General features: G+C 60.6%; 20 protein-coding genes. 15 read left to right on the top strand and 5 right to left on the bottom strand.

The features are described 5' to 3' along the window. The first annotated feature begins 21 nt into the window (after positions 1 to 21). The 7 genes from ABVN19_RS04875 to ABVN19_RS04845 all read left to right on the top strand — a co-directional run bounded on the left by ABVN19_RS04875 (position 22) and on the right by ABVN19_RS04845 (position 8,330). The gene (locus ABVN19_RS04875) at positions 22 to 726 is read left to right on the top strand and encodes a FadR/GntR family transcriptional regulator (RefSeq protein ID WP_028941404.1); all 705 of its coding nucleotides are present in this window, start codon (positions 22 to 24) and stop codon (positions 724 to 726) included. A gap of 16 nt (positions 727 to 742) precedes the next feature. Beyond that, positions 743 to 1,429, top strand: coding sequence for a GntR family transcriptional regulator (locus ABVN19_RS04870; protein ID WP_105642478.1), 687 nt, complete (start codon positions 743 to 745; stop codon positions 1,427 to 1,429). Positions 1,430 to 1,594: 165 nt separating this feature from the next. Continuing rightward, the gene (locus ABVN19_RS04865) at positions 1,595 to 4,243 is read left to right on the top strand and encodes a T6SS effector BTH_I2691 family protein (RefSeq protein ID WP_353632793.1); all 2,649 of its coding nucleotides are present in this window, start codon (positions 1,595 to 1,597) and stop codon (positions 4,241 to 4,243) included. Then, on the top strand, positions 4,243 to 5,388 hold the full coding sequence (locus ABVN19_RS04860; protein ID WP_353632792.1) for a DUF6708 domain-containing protein: 1,146 nt from the start codon (positions 4,243 to 4,245) through the stop codon (positions 5,386 to 5,388). The genes ABVN19_RS04865 and ABVN19_RS04860 overlap by 1 nt, the downstream gene beginning before the upstream one ends. Next, entirely contained in the window at positions 5,385 to 6,014 is a 630-nt protein-coding gene (locus tag ABVN19_RS04855) for a hypothetical protein (RefSeq protein WP_146117360.1), read from the top strand. The genes ABVN19_RS04860 and ABVN19_RS04855 overlap by 4 nt, the downstream gene beginning before the upstream one ends. Continuing rightward, positions 6,014 to 7,171: a DUF6708 domain-containing protein gene (locus ABVN19_RS04850; protein WP_353632791.1), complete on the top strand. Its 1,158-nt coding sequence runs from the start codon at positions 6,014 to 6,016 to the stop codon at positions 7,169 to 7,171. The genes ABVN19_RS04855 and ABVN19_RS04850 overlap by 1 nt, the downstream gene beginning before the upstream one ends. Before the next feature lie 109 nt (positions 7,172 to 7,280). Next, the gene (locus ABVN19_RS04845) at positions 7,281 to 8,330 is read left to right on the top strand and encodes a hypothetical protein (protein WP_036990392.1); all 1,050 of its coding nucleotides are present in this window, start codon (positions 7,281 to 7,283) and stop codon (positions 8,328 to 8,330) included. A gap of 1 nt (position 8,331) precedes the next feature. Here ABVN19_RS04845 and ABVN19_RS04840 read toward each other — a convergent pair whose 3' ends face one another. Beyond that, positions 8,332 to 8,769 carry a PACE efflux transporter gene (locus tag ABVN19_RS04840; RefSeq protein ID WP_105642834.1) on the bottom strand — a complete coding sequence of 146 codons (438 nt, stop codon included), beginning with the start codon at positions 8,767 to 8,769 and terminating at the stop codon, positions 8,332 to 8,334. A 123-nt stretch (positions 8,770 to 8,892) separates the two neighbouring features. Between ABVN19_RS04840 and ABVN19_RS04835 the strand changes: the two genes are divergently transcribed. Continuing rightward, entirely contained in the window at positions 8,893 to 9,768 is an 876-nt protein-coding gene (locus tag ABVN19_RS04835; protein ID WP_028945978.1) for a LysR family transcriptional regulator, read from the top strand. Between the two features lie 281 nt (positions 9,769 to 10,049). After that, positions 10,050 to 11,936, top strand: a complete 1,887-nt coding sequence (locus ABVN19_RS04830) for a methyl-accepting chemotaxis protein (RefSeq protein ID WP_105642833.1) — start codon at positions 10,050 to 10,052, stop codon at positions 11,934 to 11,936. 50 nt (positions 11,937 to 11,986) lie between these two features. Here ABVN19_RS04830 and ABVN19_RS04825 read toward each other — a convergent pair whose 3' ends face one another. From ABVN19_RS04825 to ABVN19_RS04815, 3 genes are all read right to left on the bottom strand, one after another. After that, positions 11,987 to 13,051 (bottom strand): membrane protein, encoded by a 1,065-nt coding sequence (locus ABVN19_RS04825; RefSeq protein WP_028945976.1) that lies wholly within the window; start codon positions 13,049 to 13,051, stop codon positions 11,987 to 11,989. Positions 13,052 to 13,133: 82 nt separating this feature from the next. Next, the gene (locus tag ABVN19_RS04820; RefSeq protein WP_028945975.1) at positions 13,134 to 13,511 is read right to left on the bottom strand and encodes a RidA family protein; all 378 of its coding nucleotides are present in this window, start codon (positions 13,509 to 13,511) and stop codon (positions 13,134 to 13,136) included. Positions 13,512 to 13,532: 21 nt separating this feature from the next. After that, a complete protein-coding gene (locus ABVN19_RS04815; RefSeq protein ID WP_105642832.1) occupies positions 13,533 to 14,663 on the bottom strand; it encodes an FAD-dependent oxidoreductase in 1,131 nt (376 codons plus the stop codon). Between the two features lie 125 nt (positions 14,664 to 14,788). On the opposite strand from ABVN19_RS04815, the gene ABVN19_RS04810 reads away from it, so the two are divergent. After that, on the top strand, positions 14,789 to 15,412 hold the full coding sequence (locus tag ABVN19_RS04810; RefSeq protein WP_028945973.1) for an XRE family transcriptional regulator: 624 nt from the start codon (positions 14,789 to 14,791) through the stop codon (positions 15,410 to 15,412). A gap of 420 nt (positions 15,413 to 15,832) precedes the next feature. Here the strand turns inward: ABVN19_RS04810 and ABVN19_RS04805 are convergent, their stop codons facing one another. After that, positions 15,833 to 16,144 (bottom strand): DUF3077 domain-containing protein, encoded by a 312-nt coding sequence (locus ABVN19_RS04805; RefSeq protein ID WP_028945972.1) that lies wholly within the window; start codon positions 16,142 to 16,144, stop codon positions 15,833 to 15,835. Between the two features lie 412 nt (positions 16,145 to 16,556). On the opposite strand from ABVN19_RS04805, the gene ABVN19_RS04800 reads away from it, so the two are divergent. The 5 genes from ABVN19_RS04800 to ABVN19_RS04780 all read left to right on the top strand — a co-directional run bounded on the left by ABVN19_RS04800 (position 16,557) and on the right by ABVN19_RS04780 (position 21,245). Next, complete coding sequence (locus ABVN19_RS04800) at positions 16,557 to 17,342, top strand: sulfite exporter TauE/SafE family protein (protein WP_028945971.1); 786 nt, start codon at positions 16,557 to 16,559, stop codon at positions 17,340 to 17,342. Positions 17,343 to 17,641: 299 nt separating this feature from the next. Beyond that, a complete protein-coding gene (locus ABVN19_RS04795) occupies positions 17,642 to 18,343 on the top strand; it encodes an ABC transporter permease (RefSeq protein ID WP_256585953.1) in 702 nt (233 codons plus the stop codon). 12 nt (positions 18,344 to 18,355) lie between these two features. Further along, positions 18,356 to 19,009 (top strand): ABC transporter ATP-binding protein, encoded by a 654-nt coding sequence (locus ABVN19_RS04790; RefSeq protein WP_105642831.1) that lies wholly within the window; start codon positions 18,356 to 18,358, stop codon positions 19,007 to 19,009. Between the two features lie 51 nt (positions 19,010 to 19,060). Further along, the gene (locus ABVN19_RS04785; RefSeq protein ID WP_105642830.1) at positions 19,061 to 20,167 is read left to right on the top strand and encodes an ABC transporter permease; all 1,107 of its coding nucleotides are present in this window, start codon (positions 19,061 to 19,063) and stop codon (positions 20,165 to 20,167) included. Next, positions 20,160 to 21,245, top strand: a complete 1,086-nt coding sequence (locus ABVN19_RS04780; protein WP_105642829.1) for a polysaccharide biosynthesis/export family protein — start codon at positions 20,160 to 20,162, stop codon at positions 21,243 to 21,245. The genes ABVN19_RS04785 and ABVN19_RS04780 overlap by 8 nt, the downstream gene beginning before the upstream one ends. The last annotated feature ends 21 nt before the right edge of the window (positions 21,246 to 21,266 follow it).

Below are 21,266 nucleotides of genomic sequence, written 5' to 3'. Positions count from 1 at the left end.
ATCGATCTCAGGGAGTGAACCGTGATCAGCTCATCCACCGTCGTCAACTCCGTGGTAGAAAAACTGCGCCAGGCCCTGGATCGTGGCCAATGGCGTTCGGGCGACATGCTCCCGGGCCAACGCGAACTGGCCGAGCAACTGGGCATCAGCCGCCCGAGCCTGCGCGAAGCGGTCACCGTGCTGGAAACCCTGGGCCTGGTGCGCTCGCTGCCCGGCAAAGGCGTGCTGGTGCTCGAACCCGGCAGCGTCGAGCCGATGCAGGCCCAGAACGCCGTGGCCGAAGCCAGCCTCGAAGACGTACTGCAACTGCGCTACACCCTGGAGCCATTCATTGTCGGCCTGGTAGCCCAGTCCATCAGCAGCAAGGAAATCGGCCAGTTGCGCCTGACGCTGATGGACATGCGCGAAGCACTTGAAGCCGAAGACAGCGAAGCGGGTGTCAACGCCTACATCGCCTTCCACGAAGAGCTGTTTACCCTGACCGCCAACCCGATCTTCCAGAACGTGGTGCAACAAACCAGCAATGCCCTCAAGCAAAGCGCCGGTGTACTGCGCAACTCGCCCGAGCACCTGGCCGCGCGACTGGAAGAAAACGAAGCAGTAGTACGTGCCATACGTAACAAGAACAGCGCCCAGGCCAGCGCGCAGATGCGCCACCACATCCTCCAGGAAGGCCGGCGCATGGGTATCGAACTGAACATCCCGGACGAACACCCGGGCAACTGACCTCAGGAGAGCAGTGATGACAGCCAGCGCCCAAGCCCCTGTGACCACCTTGCCACCGCTGCTCGCCCACGGCGAAGTGCGCCTGTCGGCCGAGCAGATCTACCCGCGCCTGTTCGACGCCATCCTCGAACAGCGCCTGGCCCCCGGCAGCGCCCTGCCCGAGCAGGCACTGGGCGATGCGTTCGGCGTCAGCCGCACGGTAATCCGTCGTGTCCTGGGCCGGTTGTGCGACCAGCAGGTGATCGTCCAGCGCCCCAGCCACACAGCGCACCTGGCAGCCCCCGACCCGCAACAGGCACGGCAGATCCTCAGCGCCCGGCGCCTGGCCGAAACCACCCTGATCACCCTTGCCGTGCAACGTTCGCGACCGGCCAAAGTCCGCCAGTTGCGCGAACTGGTTGCCCGCGAGCGGCAGAGCCATGAACAAGGCCAGCGCTGCACCGCGATCCGCCTGGGTGGCGAGTTCCATCTGAAGCTGGCGGAAATCGCCAACAATGCGCCCCTGACCCGTTTTCTCAACGGCCTGGTGCCACAGACGTCGCTGATCATTGCCCAGTATGAAAGCCGCCCGTGCAGCCACTGCGCCTGGCAGGAACATGCGGCGCTCATTGATGCACTGGAGAAAGGGGATGGAGAAGCAGCGTTGGCGTTGATGCATGAACATCTGGATCATATTGAGGCGAAGTTGGAGTTGGGCAGTTGAAGGCATTTGGAAAGTGAAACGTACGCTGCTGGCCGACAGCTGATCAGCAGCGCTCTACGATAAAGTGAAATTTCCCACGCAGTTTTAGGATCACCCAGGAACGACTTGCCCCCGCCCTGCCGTTTAAGGTTCGTGCCTTGTGCCACGCATGCTCAAGGACGCCTCATGTTCAGCCTGGATGAAATCTTCGCCATCAATCGCAAGTTCTGTGAACAGCTGAGCGAACCCTTCGACAACAGCCCCGCCGTCACCTGCACCCGCACTTTCACCCTCCTGCCCCTGCGCTACGCCGTCGTCGGTGGCAACCACGGCCAGCGCCAGCAACTGCCCGAGCTGCCAGCGCACCTGCACCACCCGCACCAGGTCGGCGAACTGCAGCACGCCAGCTATGCCATCCGCACCCTGCGCGAGGGCTTTCTCTATGTCCTCGAAAAACGCAAGACCACCGGCCGCTACACCTGGCACCCGCCCTACCGCATCGCCGCCAACGGCTTGCTGTCCCTGACCGAGCCCGGCCTCCCCCATGCCCCACCACCCCCGGCCTTCAGTGCCCAGGATGCAGGACGCCAGATCGCCTGGGCGTTCAATGTCCACGACCTCGACGACCTGCACGAACTGCGGCTGTTCTACAGCCCCGACCCGCTGACCCTGGCAGCGCAGCAACAGCTGCTGCGCCGGCGCGACAGCCTGCCCGCCCTCGACATCCGCAAGTACGCCGCTCCCTCCTGCGCCGTCCCCGCCCCCCATGTGCTGACCCACGACCAGCTCGACACGGTGGTCGACTTCGCCGCCGAAAGCGACCCGGCCCTGCGCAAACTGCTCGACGCCCAGCTCTTCGGCGGCCCGCAGGTGATCTCCAGGGTTGCCTCGCAGCAAATGCTCCAACCCGCTGCCGGCAAGGCCAACCCCCGCGGTATCGCCATCGTGGTCGAGGACGCCATCGGCATCACCCAGGAACTCAACGCCTGGCGCAATGCCGGGCTGGAACAGTTGAAGGACTGGCTGGAAAACACCCCGGCTCCCGACGCCAAGGGCAACCCCGGGCCCAGCAACGAGCGCAAGGTGCTGGTGGCCCAGGCCTTCACCGAGCTGCACAGGAACTTCAGTGAGCGCAAGGTTGCCGCCCATGTACGCAAACGTACCCAGGCAATCCGCGAACGGCTCGACGAAAGCAACAACACCATGACGGCGCGTCTTGATCCGCAGCGGTGGCAAGACACCAAGGAACAGATTCTCGAAGCCACCAGCGAGCTCCACCGTCGCGACCTTGAAGCCCGCGCGCAGACCGGCGAGTTTTCCAGGCTGTTCGACGAACGCTACCTGCCACGGGTGGACCTTGCGGCCATGCAGCAACAACTGGCCTGGTTCGAGATTGAGAGTAACAAGGCCCAGGCCGCGGCCGAAGCCCGGGCGGCGGATCACCTGAGCTGGCTGCAGCACCCACGACTGCAGGACGCCCTGGCCCTCTACGACCCCGACGACCTCATCAACGGCCTGTGCTTCGCCCACCAGACCGGCCTCTGCGTAATCGGCATGGAGGGCGTACCGGCCGGCGCCGACCTGCTCAGCCGCTGGTGGCGCGCCGACAGCGTGACCCCCGACAACCTGGCCCTGCGCAGCTTCACCTACAACCAGCGCAGCATTGCCGAAGCCCTGGAGCAAACCCGCACACAGTTGAAATACCAGCCCCTTGAGGGCGACGACCTGAAGCAGTTCGAGAACGCGCTGAAACTGAGCAAGGCGTTGGCCGCGCTGTTCAGCCAGGTGGACGGCCAGCTGGACCTGATCGCCCGACACGGCCATATCAACGCCGCCGGGGCCCTGGCCTGGCTCGGCCAACTGGGCCGTGAAGCCGCAAGGGCCGGCGCCCCCAACAGCCTGGATCGGGCGATGCACCGGCGCCTGGCCAGCTACCTCACCGCCTCGCTCGGTGAGCAAGCCGTGGCCCTGCGCCTGGCCGAACTTGCCCAAGCGGGCCAGGCGCCATCTTCCGGTCGCGTTTCCGCCCCAATCCTGCGACGCCTGGACAGCGCCTATGCCACCAGCCTGCAGAATGCCCACAGCAACTCGTTCTACCGACTGCGGGTGGCCAGCGGCCTGCTGTTGCTGGAGGCCAGCCTGTTGCTGTTGCAAGGGCGACGTGACGACAAGGATCGGCGCTTCTGGAGTGAAGTGGCTGCGGCGGGGTTGACCAGTGTGGCGGCAGGACTGGAACTGCTGGCAGTGGGTACCGGGCAGGCGCTGGCGAATGTCGGGCCGAACAGCGCCACCGCACGGGGGGCGCAGATCAGCCTGGGGCGGTATCGGCTGTGGGGGGCGGGGATGGCGGCTGCGGGGGGGTTGGTGAGTATCGGGTGGGATCTCAAAGACGGCGTTAATGCGTTCGCAAAGTCGGACGACCTATCGAACTCGCGACAAAGTACTATCGGCGCTGCCTACACAATAAGAGCGACTGCCACGCTTGCCCTATTGAGTGGGCAAGGTGGAATTGCCTTTTCCCAAGCAGGGGCTTACTTCCGGTGGCTGGCGCTGAAGGGTGGCCGCTTTATACCCGGCGTATTGTTAGATGTACTGTCCCGTTGGGCCACACGCTTAGCCGTCAACCAGACTGCCATACTGCTACTTGGTCGTATGGCTTGGGGGGGAGGCCTTATCGTGCTGACTGCCACCATTGTATTGCTGATACTCGATGAGAGTGCTCTGGAAAAATGGTGTGACAAATGCTGCTTCAGCCGCAATCGAGAGACCAACCGTTACAACAGTGCCGAAGATGAATTAAGCGCATTTTTCGATGCCATTGAAGGGACCCTATAGTGAATTTCGCAGAATGGGGCTTCTGGCAGGCCATGCTGGAAACAGATGAAGACCGCAAGAACGACAAAGAAATAGAAAAAAAATACGGTTTAAAAGAAATAGCCGCTTATGAATATGAAGACGATGAAAGTCAGAAAGAAGCGCAGCAGCGCGCCAGCGAAACACCGAGGACTCGAGGACCGGTATACGCACTCGATCAAACCATACTGGAAATTCGTTGTGGCATGCTGGAAGCAAAAAGGGGCCTTGTAACTCTATTTTCATTGGCGATCATCACTTTCGCATCAATCACCACCTTATTTTCCATCTACTTTCTAGCAAGAATGCTCAACCAACTTTCTTCCCAGACCCCATTCGATTTTTTCGCCACGATCCCGATTGCATTATATTCCACTATTGCAGTAGCTACCTTTGGGATCTATTTCAAGTACGGCTATCACCTTTCCCGCCTTGAAATGTTCACCTCTCGTCATTTACTGATCCGCTTCAACCGCAAAACCCAGCAAGTCTATCTACACCGCCCCAGCTACTGCGGTGGCATCGTGACCTTGCCCTGGAAAGGTGTGACCTCATCAGGATCCAGTGAAAACACCGCAATTGCCGACGGCATCGGCGTGCCACTTCTACTCTACTGGTCACCGCGCGTCACCGGCACCCTTCACCCTGAAGGCGCCTGGGTCGGCAAGGCCGGTAACAACCAGGCCGAGCTGCGTGACGAATGGGAGTTCATCCGCCGCTTCATGGACGAAGGCCCCCAAGGCCTGCCGCGGCCCCGCATCACCTCGCATTTCCCTTGGCCCTGGCAGGCCTTCACCCCACAGTTCGAAGGGCTCACCCACTATTTTCGTCGTGCCTCCCGAACAACCAAGGTAGGGCTGCTGCTGATCTGCCCTGCCTTCCTGATCATCGGTCTCGGCCATTGGCTAAGCCTGCTGCTGTGCTGGAAACCGCGCTGGCCGAAACTGATCCGCCAGGCCGGGCTGCCTGGCAAACCCATCCCACCGCTGACCACTCTTGCCGATCGCCCCCCACATATCCAGGAACGCTTGCGGGCCAACGCGCATCTGTGGACAGTGCGGCCGGGCAAGCGCCCCGAAAAGAAGCCTCGGCGCAGACGCGGAAAATCCGAAGTCGGTCAGTCTTGAACCATCGTTCCTGCAAAGTGCCGTCCGCTTACCTGCCCAAAACAGCCCCCAACAGCCTGGACCGGGCGAAGCATCGGCGCCTGGACAGCGCCACCGCACGGGGGGCGCAGATCAGCCTGGGGCGGTATCGGCTGTGGGGCGCGGGGATGGCGGCTGCGGGGGGATTGGTGAGTATTGGGTGGGATGTTCAGGACAGCATCGGAGAGCTTGATAGAAACACCACGCGAAATAATCTATTGGCTACTGCTTATGGTGCTCGAGCGATTGCAACTATCAGTCTATTAATAGGCCACGGCGGGATTGCTTTTTCCCAAGCAGGGGCCTATTTCGGTTGGCTTGCCATGCAAGCTCGAAACACGGGACAAGAAGCACGCTTTTTAACCCTGGCTCGACTGTCTACTCGCTTGACAACCAACCAGACCGCCATGCTCTTGCTGGGCCGTATGAGCTGGATTGGTGGCGCGATTGTTCTGGGGGCTACGGTGATACTCATGATTATCGATGAGAGCGCTCTTGAAAAGTGGTGTAGCCAGTGTTGCTTTAGCCGTAATACCGAGACAAAGAAATACAAAAATGATAGCGACGAACTCGGCGCACTGTTCGACGCCATCAACGAGGTGGTGTGATGTATTTTTTTGAATGGGGGTGTTGGAAAATGCAATTAGAGCGAGAGGACGCTCGCAAAGGCGATGAAAAATTTGATAGAAAGTGGGGCATTAAAAGAGAGCTACCCTATGAAAGTGAAGATGATGAAGATCAGGCCGCATCACGCTTTTGCGTCAGCGAGACACCAAAAACTCGAGGACCGGTTTATGTTTTTAGCGAAAACATAATAGAACTTCGCAGTGGCATGTGGGAAACAAAACGCGGCCTAATAACAATATTGTCACTTGCCTTTTTCATGCCAGTTTTTCTCTACTCAGGAGCCCTCATAGAATTAATCTTCACTTTTATTGAGAGCCTTATTGAACAGGAGACTTACAAACACCTCCTGTTTCCGGTGGTTTTTTATAGCCTTATGATATCAACGATTGCCGGGGTCTATTTCAAATTTGGCTTACGCATTTCCCGCCTTGAAATGTTCACCTCTCGCCATCTACTAATCCGCTTCAACCGCAAAACTCAACAAGTTCACCTGCATCGCCCCAGCTACTGCGGCGGCATCGTGACCTTGCCCTGGAAAGGTGTGACCTCCTCAGGCGCAAGTGATAAGACTGCAATCGCAGGAGGCGTAGGTGTCCCCTTGTACCTCTACTGGTCACCGCGCGTTACCGGTACCCTCCACCCCGAGGATGCCTGGGTCGGAAAGGCCGGCAACAACCAGGCCGAGCTTCGCGACGAATGGGAGTTCATCCGTCGCTTCATGGACGAAGGCCCCCAAGGCCTGCCGCGGCCCCGCATCACCTCGCATTTCCCCTGGCCCTGGCAGGCCTTCACCCCTCAGTTCGAAGGGCTCACCCACTATTTTCGTCGTGCCTCCCGAACAACCAAGGTAGGGCTGCTGCTGATCTGCCCTGCCTTCCTGATCATCGGTCTCGGCCATTGGCTAAGCCTGCTGCTGTGCTGGAAACCGCGCTGGCCGAAACTGATCCGCCAGGCCGGGCTGCCTGGCAAACCCATCCCACCGCTGACCACTCTCGCCGATCGCCCTCCGCATATCCAGGAACGCTTGCGGGCCAACGCGCACCTGTGGACAGTGCGGCCGGGCAAGCGCCCCGAGAGAAAAACAGGCGCTACTTTCCGCCGGCGACAACCGAAGCCCAACAACTCTGAACAGTCTTAGCCACCTTGAGCGGGTTTGCCCCGCGATGGACTGCAGTCCGGCCCCCTATGTCCGCTCCTATACTCAGATAGGTATACCCAAACGCCAGACTGTCCACAGAGGCTGCGATGTGAATCCGCCTTCCCCGCTCACCTTCCTTTTGCTCACCCTGCTGCTGGTGTTGGGTGGCTGCGCCTCCAGGCAAAAACCTGCCGAACCGCCCCCCGTGCAACTGAACCCCGCCACCTGGGAGCAGATTGACCGGGAGATTATCCAGGCCTCCCTGGCCGCCACCAGTTCGGTCAATGACTACACCCGACGCTCGATGCGGGTATGGAAAGACCGGGTACAGCAATACACCGAGAGCGATTTCATTCCCTGGTTCACCGGCTACTGGACCCAGCAATGGCTGACCATGAAGGTGGCCTGGTACAAGATGAACAGTGGTGACGGTAAAGATCCTCCGGAAAAGCGCCTGGCCCTGTACCTGCAGGAGCAGTATCACCAACGCGTGCTCGACCAGGTGGCCAAGGAGATCGACCCCGAGGCGATCCGTGACCGCGCCATGGAACTCTATATCCAGTTGCTCGGCCAGCAGCTGCAACAACTCGCCCAACGCTACCGGGCGCCACCCGAGCAGTTCAACCTGCGCCTGACGCGCATTCAGGCCATCACACTCGCCCCGCCCGCCACCCACAACGCCTCGCTGTACCAGTTGCTGTTCAGCAAATCACTGGCCGAGCAACCGGCTTATGCGGCATTGGTCACGCGCATGCACAGCGCCGTACGCGCCGGTACCCAGCGCTCGGATATCGGTTTGTCATCGGTGGCGCAGCAGGCCAGTGAGAAAATCGGTGCAACCCTGGCGCCGCGTGGTATTGCCAGTGCCGTGGCCAGCGCGGTGGGCCGCACCGCCGGTGCGCTGATTTCGGTGGTCGCCACGGGTTATGGGGTGTTCTCCCATAGCCAGGAGCAGCCGGCGATGATCGAGCAGTTGCGGGTAATCCTCAATGTGGCGCTCAACGAGGAGTGGCGAGAGCTGATGGAAAACCGCAAGACCGGGGCCATGGCCGGGGTGTACTACCTGTCGGGCGAGATCGAGGACGACTTGCTCGGCGCCACCCGCCTGCAAAAAGAACCGGACTCCGGCTCGCTGCGGATCGTCATCCCTGCCCAGTGATTCACGCCGCCGCAGCCTGCACTTGTGCCGAGGTCGGCAGGCCGAAGATCCGGTCGAATGCCCAGTTGTAGAGGAAGGTGTAGCAAGGGATCAGGATGATGAAGGCCAGGTCCACCAGGAAGGCTTCGACCAGGCTCATGTCCAGCCACCAGGCGATCAGCGGGATCAGGTAGATCACCAACGTCAGCTGGAAGCCAATGGCATGGGCAATCCGGCGGACGACGCTGCGTCCGCGCTTCACCTGCCGACTTTCCCAGTACTCGAACAGGGTGTTGTAGATAAAGTTCCAGGCCATGGCGATCGTGGTGATCATCACCGCCAGGGGGCCGGTATTGCTGGGAGCGGTGTCCGATAGATAGGCCAGCCCCAACGTCGACATGCACAGGCCGATCATTTCGTAGGCGGTCACGTAGACCAGTTTGCGTTTGACACCTTGCACTGTATTACCTCGAATCCGTTGTAAAGCGCTGCCGGAGCAGGCAGCAGAGGCGCGCTAGAGTGCGTCAATCTTCTTGACAGCAAAAGTAAACAGCTATCAGATTTACTGACAGGAGATTGGCCTTTGAATTTTTCCAGCGATAACATCGAACTGTTTCTCGCGGTGCTCGACTGCGGCTCGTTCTCGGCCGCTGCCCGCGCCTTGGGTCGGGTGCCATCAGCGGTGAGCATGGCCATCGGCAACCTTGAAGCCGAGCTGGGCTTTGCCCTGTTCCAGCGCACCCACCGTGAAACCCGTCCCACCGCACTCGCCCAGGCGCTTGAACCCCACGCCAGGATGATTGCCGCGCAGTTGAGTCAACTGCAGGTGCATGCGCTGGAGCTTTCCCAAGGCTTGGAAAGTACCCTGGCCATCAGCGTGGTGCCGGATATCGACCACGCTCCCCTGCTGAACGCGATCAAGACCATCAGCGAGCGTTATCCGCTACTGGAAATCGAGGTACTCAGCGCTCCCCAGGAGGAAGCCTTGCAGCTGCTGCACTCAGGTCGCGTGAGCCTGTGCCTGGCGTTCGCCAGATTGTCGGTCGACCCGCAGCAGCGTTTTCAGAACATCGGCATGGAGTCGCTGGTGGCGACCCTTTCACCGCACCACCCTGCCCTGCAGCGCCAGCCCCGGCAGATTGCCTACCTGGAAGACCTGGCCAATGTGCGCCAGATCGTGGTGGCCAGCCGCGACCTGCCGATTACCGACACCCGCGCGCTGATCGGCAAGGCGTTCTGGCGCACAGACAGCTTGAGCATGGCGCTGGAGATGGTCGAAGCGGGGCTTGGCTGGGGCGACTTTCCGTTGTCACGGGTGGCGCCGCTGATTGAGGCCGGCCGCCTGCTGCGCCTGGACTTCAAGAACACCCGCAACGAACTGCAGTTGCCGGTGCATGCCTTCTGGCGCCACAACCAGCCCCTGCAAAAGGCGGCGCAGGAACTGGTGAGGTTGTTGTAAAAGCAACGGTCTAGGACCACGACCGCTGTGCGGTCGATCGCAGGCTGTCGCCAGCGGCTACACCGGCAATCTGTAGCCGCTGCCGGGGAACGAGGCTGCGATCGACTGCGCAACAGTCGCCAGGTAGGCAGCCGTGCCCCCACAGCAGCCCACGTCTACAGACCTGCGGCAATCTGCCTATCAACCTTTCAGCATTGCGGCCGATACCCGTGAGAACAGGTACGAGCACTCGCCAAAAGCACCGCTCGGCACTCCTCTTCACTGGCACAAGGTCTCGGAACATGAACCTGAAATTTCGCCACAAGATCCTGCTGTGCGCCTGCGGCGTCGTGGTTCTGGCATTTGCGTTGTTCACCCTTTACAACGATTACCTGCAGCGCAATACCATTCGGCAGAACATCGAGTCCTCGGTCAAGCAAGCCGGCGCCCAGACGGCCAGCAGCGTGCAGAACTGGATGAGCGGCCGCATCCTGGTGCTGGAAAACCTCGCCCAGAACGTCGCCCACCAGGGCGCCAATGCCGACTTCCCCGGGCTGGTCGATCAGCCTTCGTTCACCAGGAACTTCCAGTTCACTTATGTGGGCCAGGCCAACGGCGTATTTACCCAGCGCCCGGACGCCAGGATGCCGGACGGCTATGACCCACGCCAACGCCCCTGGTACACCGCAGCGGTAGCCGCCAACCAGACCATGCTGACCCCGCCCTACATGGCGGCCGTCGGCGGCCTGGTAGTGACCATCGCCATGCCGGTCAAGAGCAAGGCCAACGGTGAGTTGATCGGCGTGGTCGGTGGCGACCTGAGCCTGGGCACCCTGGTCGACATCATCAATGCCGTGGACTTCGGCGGTATCGGCCATGCCTTCCTGGTCGACCGCAATGGCCAGGTGATCGTCAGCCCGAACAAAGACCACGTGATGAAAAACCTCAAGGACATCTACCCGGGCAGCAGCCTGCAGGTAGCCCCGGGGATTCACGACGTCACCCTGGGCGGCGAAGAGCGGATCATCTCGTTTGCCCCGGTCAGCGGCCTGCCATCGGCAGACTGGTACATCGGCCTGTCCATCGACAAAGACAAGGCCTATGCCGGCATCAGCCAGTTCCGTACCTCGGCCATCATCGCCATGCTCATTGCCGTGGCCGCCATTGCCGGCGTACTCGGCCTATTGATCCCGGTGCTGATGCGTCCGCTGACCACCATGGGCCGTGCCATGCAGGACATCGCCCAGGGCGAAGGCGACCTGACCCGCCGCCTGGTAGTAGAGAACAAGGACGAATTCGGTGAACTGGCCGGTGCCTTCAACCAGTTCGTCGAGCGGATTCACGCCTCGATTGCCGAAGTATCGTCGGCCACCCGCCAGGTACACGACCTGTCGGAGCAGGTAATGAGCGCCTCCAATGCCTCGATCATCGGTTCCGAAGAGCAGAGCCTGCGCACCAACAGCGTGGCCGCGGCGATCAACGAACTGGGCGCCGCCACCCAGGAAATCGCCCGCAACGCCGCCGACGCCTCGCAGCACGCCAGCGGCGCCAGCGAACAGGCCAACGATGGCCGTCAGGTGGTGGAAGAAACCATCTCGGCGATGACCTCGCTGTCGCAGAAAATCAGCCAATCCTGCGCGCAGATCGAAACCCTCAACACCAGTACCGGTGACATCGGCCAGATCCTCGATGTGATCAAGGGCATCTCCCAGCAGACCAACCTGCTGGCCCTCAACGCAGCCATCGAGGCGGCCCGTGCAGGTGAAGCCGGTCGTGGCTTTGCCGTAGTCGCCGACGAGGTTCGCAACCTGGCCCATCGCACCCAGGAATCGGCCGAAGAGATCCACAAGATGATCACCACCCTGCAGGTCGGCTCCCGCGAGGCGGTACACAACATGAACGCAAGCCAGGTGTCGAGCGAGGAAAGTGTGATGGTCGCCAACCAGGCCGGCGAGCGCCTGAGCAGCGTGACCCAGCGCATCGGCGAGATCGACGGCATGAACCAGTCAGTGGCCGCCGCCACTGAAGAGCAGACCGCCGTGGTCGAGAGCCTGAACCTGGACATCACCCAGATCAACGTGCTGAACCAGCAAGGCGTCGCCAACCTCAACGACACCCTGCGCCATTGCGATGCCCTGGCCCAGCAGGCCGGCCGCCTGAAGCAACTGGTCGACAGCTTCAAGATCTGACCGCTGCACTCTGGCGAGAGGCACACTGCGCCCCTCGCCAGTATTCCCCGCTACAGTGCGACGGCCCGTTTGAAACGACCGATGCGCAACCAGCCGATCAACACTGCCAGCATCAGCACAAAGCCCAGGTAACCGAAGAACGGATACACCTGGCCGACCAGGCTGATGAAGCCGATCAGGCTGCAGACAAACGCGGCTACACCTGCCGCCACCGAGCCCAATCGAAAACTGCGTGTTCCCGCCGGCAACAGCCGCGCCACGAACGAGTAGAGCGTGCCCACCGCCGTGTTGACGATCATGCCGAAGATGATCACGCACATCACCACGCCCAACGCCGGGGAAATCTCACTGGCAATCGAGAGCATCGGCATCGGCAGATCGGCCACCGAATCCAGCCGCGACAGCAGGCCCGCGCTCATCACCAGCATCAAGCCGCCCAGCGCCGCACCACCGAGGATCCCGCCCCAGATCGCGGTTTTCTCAAAGCGTGCCGAGCCCCCCAGAATCGCCAGGATCGGCGCACCGGCCACGATGTTGTACGACACATAAAGAAAGGCGCCAAGCAGCCAATGACTGGTGCCGGCCTCTTGCCGGCTGGCCACTTCATTCAGGGCCGTAAAGCTCAGGTCGCGGGTGAATACGGCGTATACGGCAATGGCACTGGCTACCAGGATCAAAAATGGCGTGACCGCACCAATCAGCACAATCACCTTCTGCACATCCAGACAGACCACGGCGATCACCAGCAAAGTCACCAGCATGCTGCCTGCCAGCGCCGGCACGCCAAACTGCTGCTCCAGCAATGCGCCGCCACCCGCCAGCATCACCACCGTGACCGCGAACATGAAGAAGGTGATCATCAAGTCGACGAACAGGCCCAGGTAGCGCCCGCAGATGGCGTACACCACATCCTTGTGCGAGACCGCCTGAAGCCGGTTGCCAAGGCCGGCCAGGGCCATGCCGAGAAAAGTGAACAGCGCCGCGCTGACCAGGGCGCCGAGCAGCCCCCAGAGGCCGAAGTCGACGAAGAACAGCAACAACTCACGCCCTGAGGCGAAACCTGCACCGACGATGACGCCGATAAACGCACCGGCAATTTTCAGCTGCTCTTGCATGTCTGAATCCTCTGGTCTGCTTGGCCCTGTGCGGGCCTTGTTGTTTTTGTCCAGCAATGCGCCAGGGCGGCGCGGGTGTTGCTCAGTCGTTGCCGATCCAGGCCTGCACTTCGATCTCCACATCCACACCCAGGGCAAGGCCTGCGCTGACGGTGGAACGCACCGGGTAGCCCTGGGTGAAGAATTCCTTGTACACCTCGTTGAAACCGGCGAAATGCTGCATGTCCGACAGCCATACCGTAGCCTTGACCACTTGCTCGAAACCAACACCGCATTCGGCAAGGGTTTCGCTGATGCGCTCAAGGGTGGCGCGGGTCTGGGCCTGGATATCGCCGCGCACCACTTCGCCTTCGCGGGTCATTGGCACCTGGCCGGAAAGAAACACAAAGCCACCGACCTTCACCGCCTTGGAGAACGGGAATGGCAAATGGCTGGGGATACGCTGGATGCTCGAAGACATGGAAAAGTCCTTCTACGGTGGTTAACGAAAACGTGCCGGTGACAAGCGCTGGGGCTCGACACCTTCGGCACTGAGGGATTGCGGCAACGGCTGGCCGAGCAGCAAGGCGGCGGCCAGTTGCGACACACCGGCCGCCGACTGGATGCCATAGCCACCCTGGGCGGCCAGCCAGAAAAAGGCCGGTTGCTCGGGATCCTGGCCAATCACCAGGTCGCCATCGGCGACGAATGAACGCAGCCCGGCCCAAGTGTGGCTGGGGCGGCGAATGCTCAACGTGGTCATGCTCTCGATGTTGTAGATGCCCAGGGCTACATCCAGCTCTTCAGGCATCACGTCCTGGGGCGCGACGGGGTCGGCGTTGGCCGGGGAGCCGAGCAACTGCCCGGCGTCAGGCTTGAAATAGAAGCTTTCATCAACACCGATCACCGCGGGCCAACTGGCAAAGGCCTGGTCTTGCGGGCCTTCGAAGGTGAAAGCGCTGCGTCGGCATGGCTGCAGGCCCACTGGCTGCACACCACACACGCGGGCCACTTCATCGGCCCAGGCGCCAGCAGCATTGATCAATTGGCGCGCCTGTACGCCGCTGCCATCGGCCAGGCTCAAGTGCCACAGGCCTCCATCGAAATAGCCTTCGACCACCTCGGCATTGCATTGCACCTGCCCCCCGGCCTGGCGAAAGCCACGCAGAAAGCCCTGGTGCAAGGCGTGTACGTCCAGGTCCATCGCGCCCGGCTCGTGAATGGCCCCGGCCAGGGTGTCGGCGCGCAGGCTCGGCACCAGTGCCAGCGCCGCCTGGTGGTCGAGCAGCGTGACTTCGGTGCCGTTGGCCAGGCCCTGGGCGTAGGTGGTGGCGAGCAGGTCCTGCTGGTCCAGGTTGGCGACATACAGGCAGCCGCGCGGTTCAAGCAACGGATGCTCGCAGAAACCCTGCGGCGGCGATTCATAGAATGCCCGGCTGGCGCGGGTCAGCGCCTGGATCTGTTCGGTGCCATAGGCCTCCATGAACATGGCCGCCGAACGCCCCGTGGAGTGATAACCCGGTTGGGCTTCACGTTCCAGTATCAGCACCTGCTGCGTGGGTGCCAGCCGGTACCCGAGAGAGGCACCGGCAATACCGCCGCCAATGATCACGCTGTCGAACGTCTGCGTCATAACCTTGCCATCGCCTGTTCAAGAAGCCGAAATTATCACTTATGAGAATTCTAATATATGAGAATTTAGAAATACGCAAGCGGCCACGGTAAGATGCCTGCCCTGATGCCCGACCGAGATCCTTGATGAGTGCCGACCGCTCCCCTGCTGCCGACCGCCCTGGCGCGTTGCCCCTGATCGACCGCGCCGAAGTCGGCGCCCGCCTGCGGTTGGTGCGCAAAGGCCAGCAATTGACCCTCAAGCAATTGTCGGAGCGTTCCGGGGTGCCGGTGTCGACCTTGTCGAAAATGGAACTGGCGCAGGTGTCGGTGAGCTACGAAAAACTCGCTGCGGCGGCGCGCGCACTGAACGTCGACATTGCCCAGCTGTTTCGCTCCACCGGCATGGGCGATGCCCCGGCGCCGACCACGGTGGTGGTCAACTCACTGCCCACCGCGCCCGGCTACAGCACCGGGACCTACGACTACCACCCCATCGCCGGGGAATTCCCCGAGCGCCTGATGACGCCGATGTATGCGCGGATCATTGCCCGCGAGCGGCAGCAGTTCGATGAATTCATCCGCCACCCGGGGCAGGAGTTTGCGCTGGTGCTCAGTGGGCGGGTACGAATCGTGTTCGAGACGGGCGAAACGGTGAGCATCGGGCCGCAGGAGACGGCGTACTTCAACAGCAACGTGGGGCACATCTACCTGTCGGAGACGGATGATGGCGGCGATGCCCATGTGATGGTGGTGATGACGGATCGGTGATCCAGCGGATCGCGGGGCAAGCACCCTCTGGCGACTGCTGCGCAGTCGATCGCAGCCTCGTGCCTCGACAGCGGCTACAGGCAAACCGGTGTAGCCGCTGGCGACAGCCTGCAATCGAGCGCGCAGCGGTCGTGATTCACACCGTTCAGGCAAACCGGTGTAGCCGCTGGCGATAGCCTGCGATCGAGCGCGCAGCGGTCGTGATTCACACCGTTCAGGCAAACCGGTGTAGCCGCTGGCGATAGCCTGCGATCGAGCGCGCAGCGGTCGTGATTCACACCGTTCAGGCAAACCGGTGTAGCCGCTGGCGATAGCCTGCGATCGAGCGCGCAGCGGTCGTGATTCACACCGTTCAGGCAAACCGGTGTAGCCGCTGGCGATAGCCTGCGATCGAGCGCGCAGCGGTCGTGATTCAGACCGTTATTGTTGACCCTCTCTCAGCTCACGGTCCTCCAGCGCATCCAGCAAGGCCTCTACCAACCCCTTGGCCATTTCCACCGAATGCAGGGTGGCCCAGAGAAAGCCCTTGGCGGCGTCGTCGATGCCATCGGATGCCTTGTGCGCCGTATCGTAGGCGCAGCGCAAGTACAACGAGGCATGTACCAGTGCGTCGTGAGGGGCAATGCCGGCGTTGACGGAGAAGAGCTGGGGATGGCCTGCGGCGCAATCGCCGAAAGGTTTGTCGCGGGTGGGATAGAGCGAAGTCGGTGGATCGGGGACAAGTTTTTTCATGGCTAACCCATTCAGTTGGGCTGCAACCCGTCGTTTCCACACTAAGGGTGGCAGCTGTACGCGGGGTGGAAAACCGAGCGAACGGGTAAGCCCGGCAGGCCAAAAGACCTCCCGCGCACAACTGCCATAACGACAACACCGTTCAACTTGCTCGAGTTTCCACACCCGATCGCTGCACCAGCAACGACCCGAGGAGCCTAGAAGGAGCGGCTTCCAAGGGCAATCAGAACGAGGTCGACAGACTGCGTACGATATTTCCTAGGATCAAAATTAGCCAGTCAAGAAACATCCGGAAGCACCCCGCCCGCACCCACCGTGGTTATAACCTAATAACGAACTAGTCTATTTGGCTATAAAAAAACCTTTATGCTGGCTGCCATCCGATCACGGGCACGTTGGGCGTTTAGAGATTATGGATGTAGGTTCTTTCGGCTTTACCATTGCAGGCCTCGTCGTAGGTTTTATCGTCGGCATGACCGGCGTCGGCGGCGGCTCCTTGATGACCCCCATCCTTCTCTGGTTCGGCATCAGCCCGGCCACCGCCGTCGGTACCGACCTGCTCTACGCCGCCATCACCAAAGCCAGCGGCGTGTGGGTGCATGGCAAAAACAAGAACATCGACTGGAAGATTACCGGCTGGCTGACCCTGGGCAGCGTCCCGGCGGCCGCCCTGACCTTGTGGTTCCTCAGCTCCCTGGACGCCGACACCCAGGCCGCCAACGCCGTGATCAAACAAGGCCTGGCCGTGGTGCTGATCCTCACCGCCCTGGCCATCCTGTTCAAAAGCAAACTGCAAGCCTTCGCCAGCAAACACGCCGGCGACCGCTACCACCTGAGCGGCACCAGCCTCAACCTGCTGACCGTTGTCACCGGTGTGATCCTCGGCGTCATGGTCTCGCTGACTTCAATCGGTGCGGGCGCCCTGGGCACCGTGGCATTGTTCCTGCTCTACCCGTTCCTGGTTACCCGCCGCCTGATCGGCACCGAAATCGCACATGCCGTCCCCCTCACCCTGGTCGCCGGTCTGGGCCATGCCAGCATGGGCAACATGGACTGGTCGCTGTTGGGCTACCTGCTGCTGGGGTCGCTGCCAGGCATCTACTTCGGCAGCCACCTGACCGGTAAAATTTCCGACAGCGTATTGCGCCCTTGCCTGGCAGGAATGCTATTGATGATCGGTTACAAGCTGGCGTTTTGATGGCACTCCATGAAGGCTAAATACCATTAGTCCGAAAGAATTGTCCTACAGTCCTCTGGCTTGACGCTTATGCCATCTAGCGATTAATCTCGCGGGCCTTTACAGCATGGAAGCTATCCGGTTCCCCCAAAACACGGCGCGGAACAGGGTTTTCCTGAAATGAATTCACCAGTGTGCCCGGCACACTGCTTCGCTTTGCGGTAAACATCTTGAAGCCTCGTTCTTCCTTCCAGATTCAAAAATCAGTCATCTTTGCCCTGGTTCTCCGCGAAGCGCGCGCGCGTTTTGGTGATCGTCGGATGGGGGCGGTCTGGACGTTGATCGAGCCTATTTGCCACCTCCTGATCTTCAGCGTGCTGTTCGCACTGATTCGCGGGCGTACAGTGGCCGGTGTCGAGTACCCGGTGTTCGTACTGGTAGGCATGGCCCCCTTCCTGCTATACCGCAACACCGCCCTGCGCTTGATGGACAGCCTTCGCGAAAACCGCTCTCTGTTCGGCTACAAGCAAATCAAACCTCTGGACACCTATATTGCTCGGGTGCTGGTAGAAACCTGCATCAGCGCAACCGTGTACGCAATTCTTGTCTTCGGCTTTGCCTGGTACGGGTTCGACATGTCTGTACACAGCCCACTGCAGTGGACGGCGACACTGGCGCTGGGCCTGTTGTTTGCCTTTGGCCTGGGCATGTTGCTGGCGTTGATCACCCACGCCCTGCCCAGCTTGAAGATGATCATCCGCATGGCCTTCTTCCCGCTTTACTTTATCTCCGGCGTACTCCTGCCAGCGGCCTACCTCCCTCAGGCCATGATGCCTGTGCTGCTGCTCAATCCGTTCCTGCACTTAGTCGAATTGATCCGCGCTGAAGTACTGCCTCACTACACCCCCGTCGATGGTGTGTCTGAAACCTACGTCATTACCTTCACCATCGTGCTGCTGTTCATTGCGCTGGGCAGCTACCGTGCCCGCCGCTTGCACCTGATGTCGACCAAGAACGGATAAGGACAGTCCACCGTGTTCGAACTTAAAAACGTCACCAAGTCCTATCTGACACCCAATGGTCGCCGATACGTCTTTCGTAATCTGTCGCTGGCGATTCCGCCAGGCAAGAACATCGGCCTGATTGGCCGCAATGGCGCGGGAAAATCCACCTTGATGCGCCTGCTTGGCGGGGCTGACATTCCAGACTCCGGCTCGGTAGTGACCGACCGCAGTATCTCCTGGCCCGTGGGTTTGACCGGTGGTTTCCAGGGCAGCATGACCGGCCGCGACAACATCAAGTTTGTGTGTCGGGTCTACGGCGCTGAAGGCGAGGCCATGCGCGAGAAGGTCCGCTACGTCCAGGAATTCGCCGAAATCGGCGACTGGATCGATGAGCCGATCAAGACTTATTCCTCCGGCATGCGCTCCCGCGTGGCCTTCGGCCTGAGCATGGCATTCGACTTCGACTACTACCTGATCGACGAAGTGATGTCGGTAGGTGATGCCCAGTTCAAGCGCAAATGCGCCGAAGTCTTCAAGGAAAAACTGCAGAAATCGAACGTCGTGCTGGTCTCCCACTCCATGCCAGAGATCGAGAAGCTCTGCGATATCGTCCTGCTGGTACGTGATGGCGGCATTCAGGTTTACGAAGACGTCGCCGAAGGCATCAAGGCCTACAACAGCTGACCCAACACCCCTTTTATCGCAGCACCGTTCCACATCAAGGATGCATCACATATGAGCAGTACGGGTAAAAACAAGGGCTGGCGCCTGGCGATTGGCATGGTGATCGTGCCGATGATCCTGGCGGCTATCTACTACGGCGTGTTCGCCTCCGACCGCTACGTCAGCTCCGCCCAGGTGGTAGTCCGCCAGGATGGCGGCAACCAGGGCGCCCAGGTACCAGGCCTGGCCACCCTGCTGACCGGCACCAACCCGGCCTCCCGGGAAGAAACCCTGTACCTGCGCGAGTACATCGTGTCGATGGACATGATGCTGCTGCTCGAAGAGCGCCTGCACTGGATCGAGCAATATGCCGCCCAGCGCAGCGACATCTTCTTCTGGCTCGACAAGGATGCCGAACGCGAAGACCTGCTCAAGTACTACCAGCGCATGGTGTCGGCACACTACGACGAAACCACCGGCCTGCTGCGCGTTGAAGTACAAGCCTTCACGCCAGAGCTGTCGGAGCAGATGCTGCGCACCATCCTCAAGGCCAGCGAGCACTTCGTCAACGAAGTGAGCCACAGCATTGCCCGCGAGCAAATGAAGTTTGCCAAAGGCGAACTGGAAACCGCCCGCGTCAACTACGCCGAACGCAAGACCGAATTGCTCGACTTCCAGAACATCAACAAGGTACTGGACGGTGGCAACACTGCCCAAAGCCGCGCCACCATCATTGCTGACCTCGAAGGCCAGTACACAAAAGAGCAGGCGGTACTCACAGAGATGCTGTTCAAACTGCGTGCAGACTCGCCACAGGTAAAACAGCAGAAACAAAAGGTCAACGCGATCACCCAGCAATTGGCCAAAGAAAAACGCCTGCTGGTTTCCTCGCCCAACGGTTCTCAACTGAACGTAGTCGCCTCGCGCTACCAGCAACTGACCCTGGATGCCGGCATCGCCGAGGAAAGCTACAAGACCGCAGTCGCCGCCCTCGACAACGCCCGTATCGAGGCCAGCAAAAAGATCCGCACCCTGGTCACCGTAGTCAGCCCCAACACCCCACAACTGGCCCTGTACCCAGAGCGCTTGTACAACCTGGCAACCATCCTGCTAGGCCTGCTCATGCTGTACGGCATTACCCGCTTCATCCTGGCTTCGATCGAGGATCATCGTGATTAAATCCCTTGTTGTCTCTCACAAGTTCAACCTGAAACTGGCAGCACTGACCCTCGCGACCCTGGGCCTGGCGGGATGTGGCGGCACCCTTTCCGGTGCCGGCCCGTACAAGGGCGACATCGAGGCCAAGAACCAGCCGTACAACCTGGTTGAAATCAACGCCAACACCATCGCGCCTTACATGCGCGGTGCAGTGCGCCCGGTACAGTCGAGCATCGCCAAGCCGGTGGCGCCCACCGCGCGCCTGATGGCTGGCGACATCCTCAATGTGCTGATCACCGACAACGCGCCGGAAGGCTCGGCGCTGTTCGCGCCACTGGCTACCGGCGGCACCCAGCTCAAGACCCGCATCGACGACCAGGGCATGATCTCCCTGCCCTACGTGGGCCGTCAGTTTGTGGCCGGCATGACCCTCAACCAGGTTGAGAACATGATCCGCAAGCAGCTCAAGGGCGTGACCACTGACGTGCAGACTCACGTTGAGCTGGTTGGCGACCTGTCGGGGTCGGTACTGGTAGCCGGTGCGGTAAAAGCGCCTGGTCGCTTCAGTACTCTGCAAGGCCCGTTGACCCTGCTTGACGCCGTCAACCAGGCGGGCGGCCCAGTACTGGAGCCGCATCTGGTTAATGTCACCGTGCGAACGGGCAACCAGGTTCAACAGTTCAACTATGAAGATGTACTGGCCGGCAACAACATGGTGCTGCGCCCGAACTCGGAAGTGGTGCTGGATCGCGCCCGTCAGCGATTTGTTGCGATGGGGGCCGTGCAGGAGCCGGGCTTGAAGGACCTGCCATCTCATAATACCAGCCTGCTTGATGCTCTAGGCAGCGTAGGCGGACTGCGCGAAGCCAACGCCAATCCAGAGGGAGTATTTGTGTTCCGCCTGGACGAAAACACTACAAGAAAACCAACTGTTCTTCGCCTGGATATGCGTGACCCAGCTGCAATTTTTTATGCACGCCAAATCGTGATAAAACCAGACGACACTATTTACGTAACAAATGCCGCCGTATATGAGTGGCAAAAAATCGTGACACCCATTGTGCAAACCTTAGTATTGAGCCGCGCCGTCGGCAACTAACATTTAGGCGCCCCAAAAATC

Origin of the sequence: Pseudomonas vranovensis, from assembly GCF_040438935.1 — a bacterium.
GTDB lineage: Bacteria > Pseudomonadota > Gammaproteobacteria > Pseudomonadales > Pseudomonadaceae > Aquipseudomonas > Aquipseudomonas vranovensis.
Note: the sequence above shows the minus strand (reverse complement) of the source record. Positions and strands in the feature narration are given on the sequence as shown.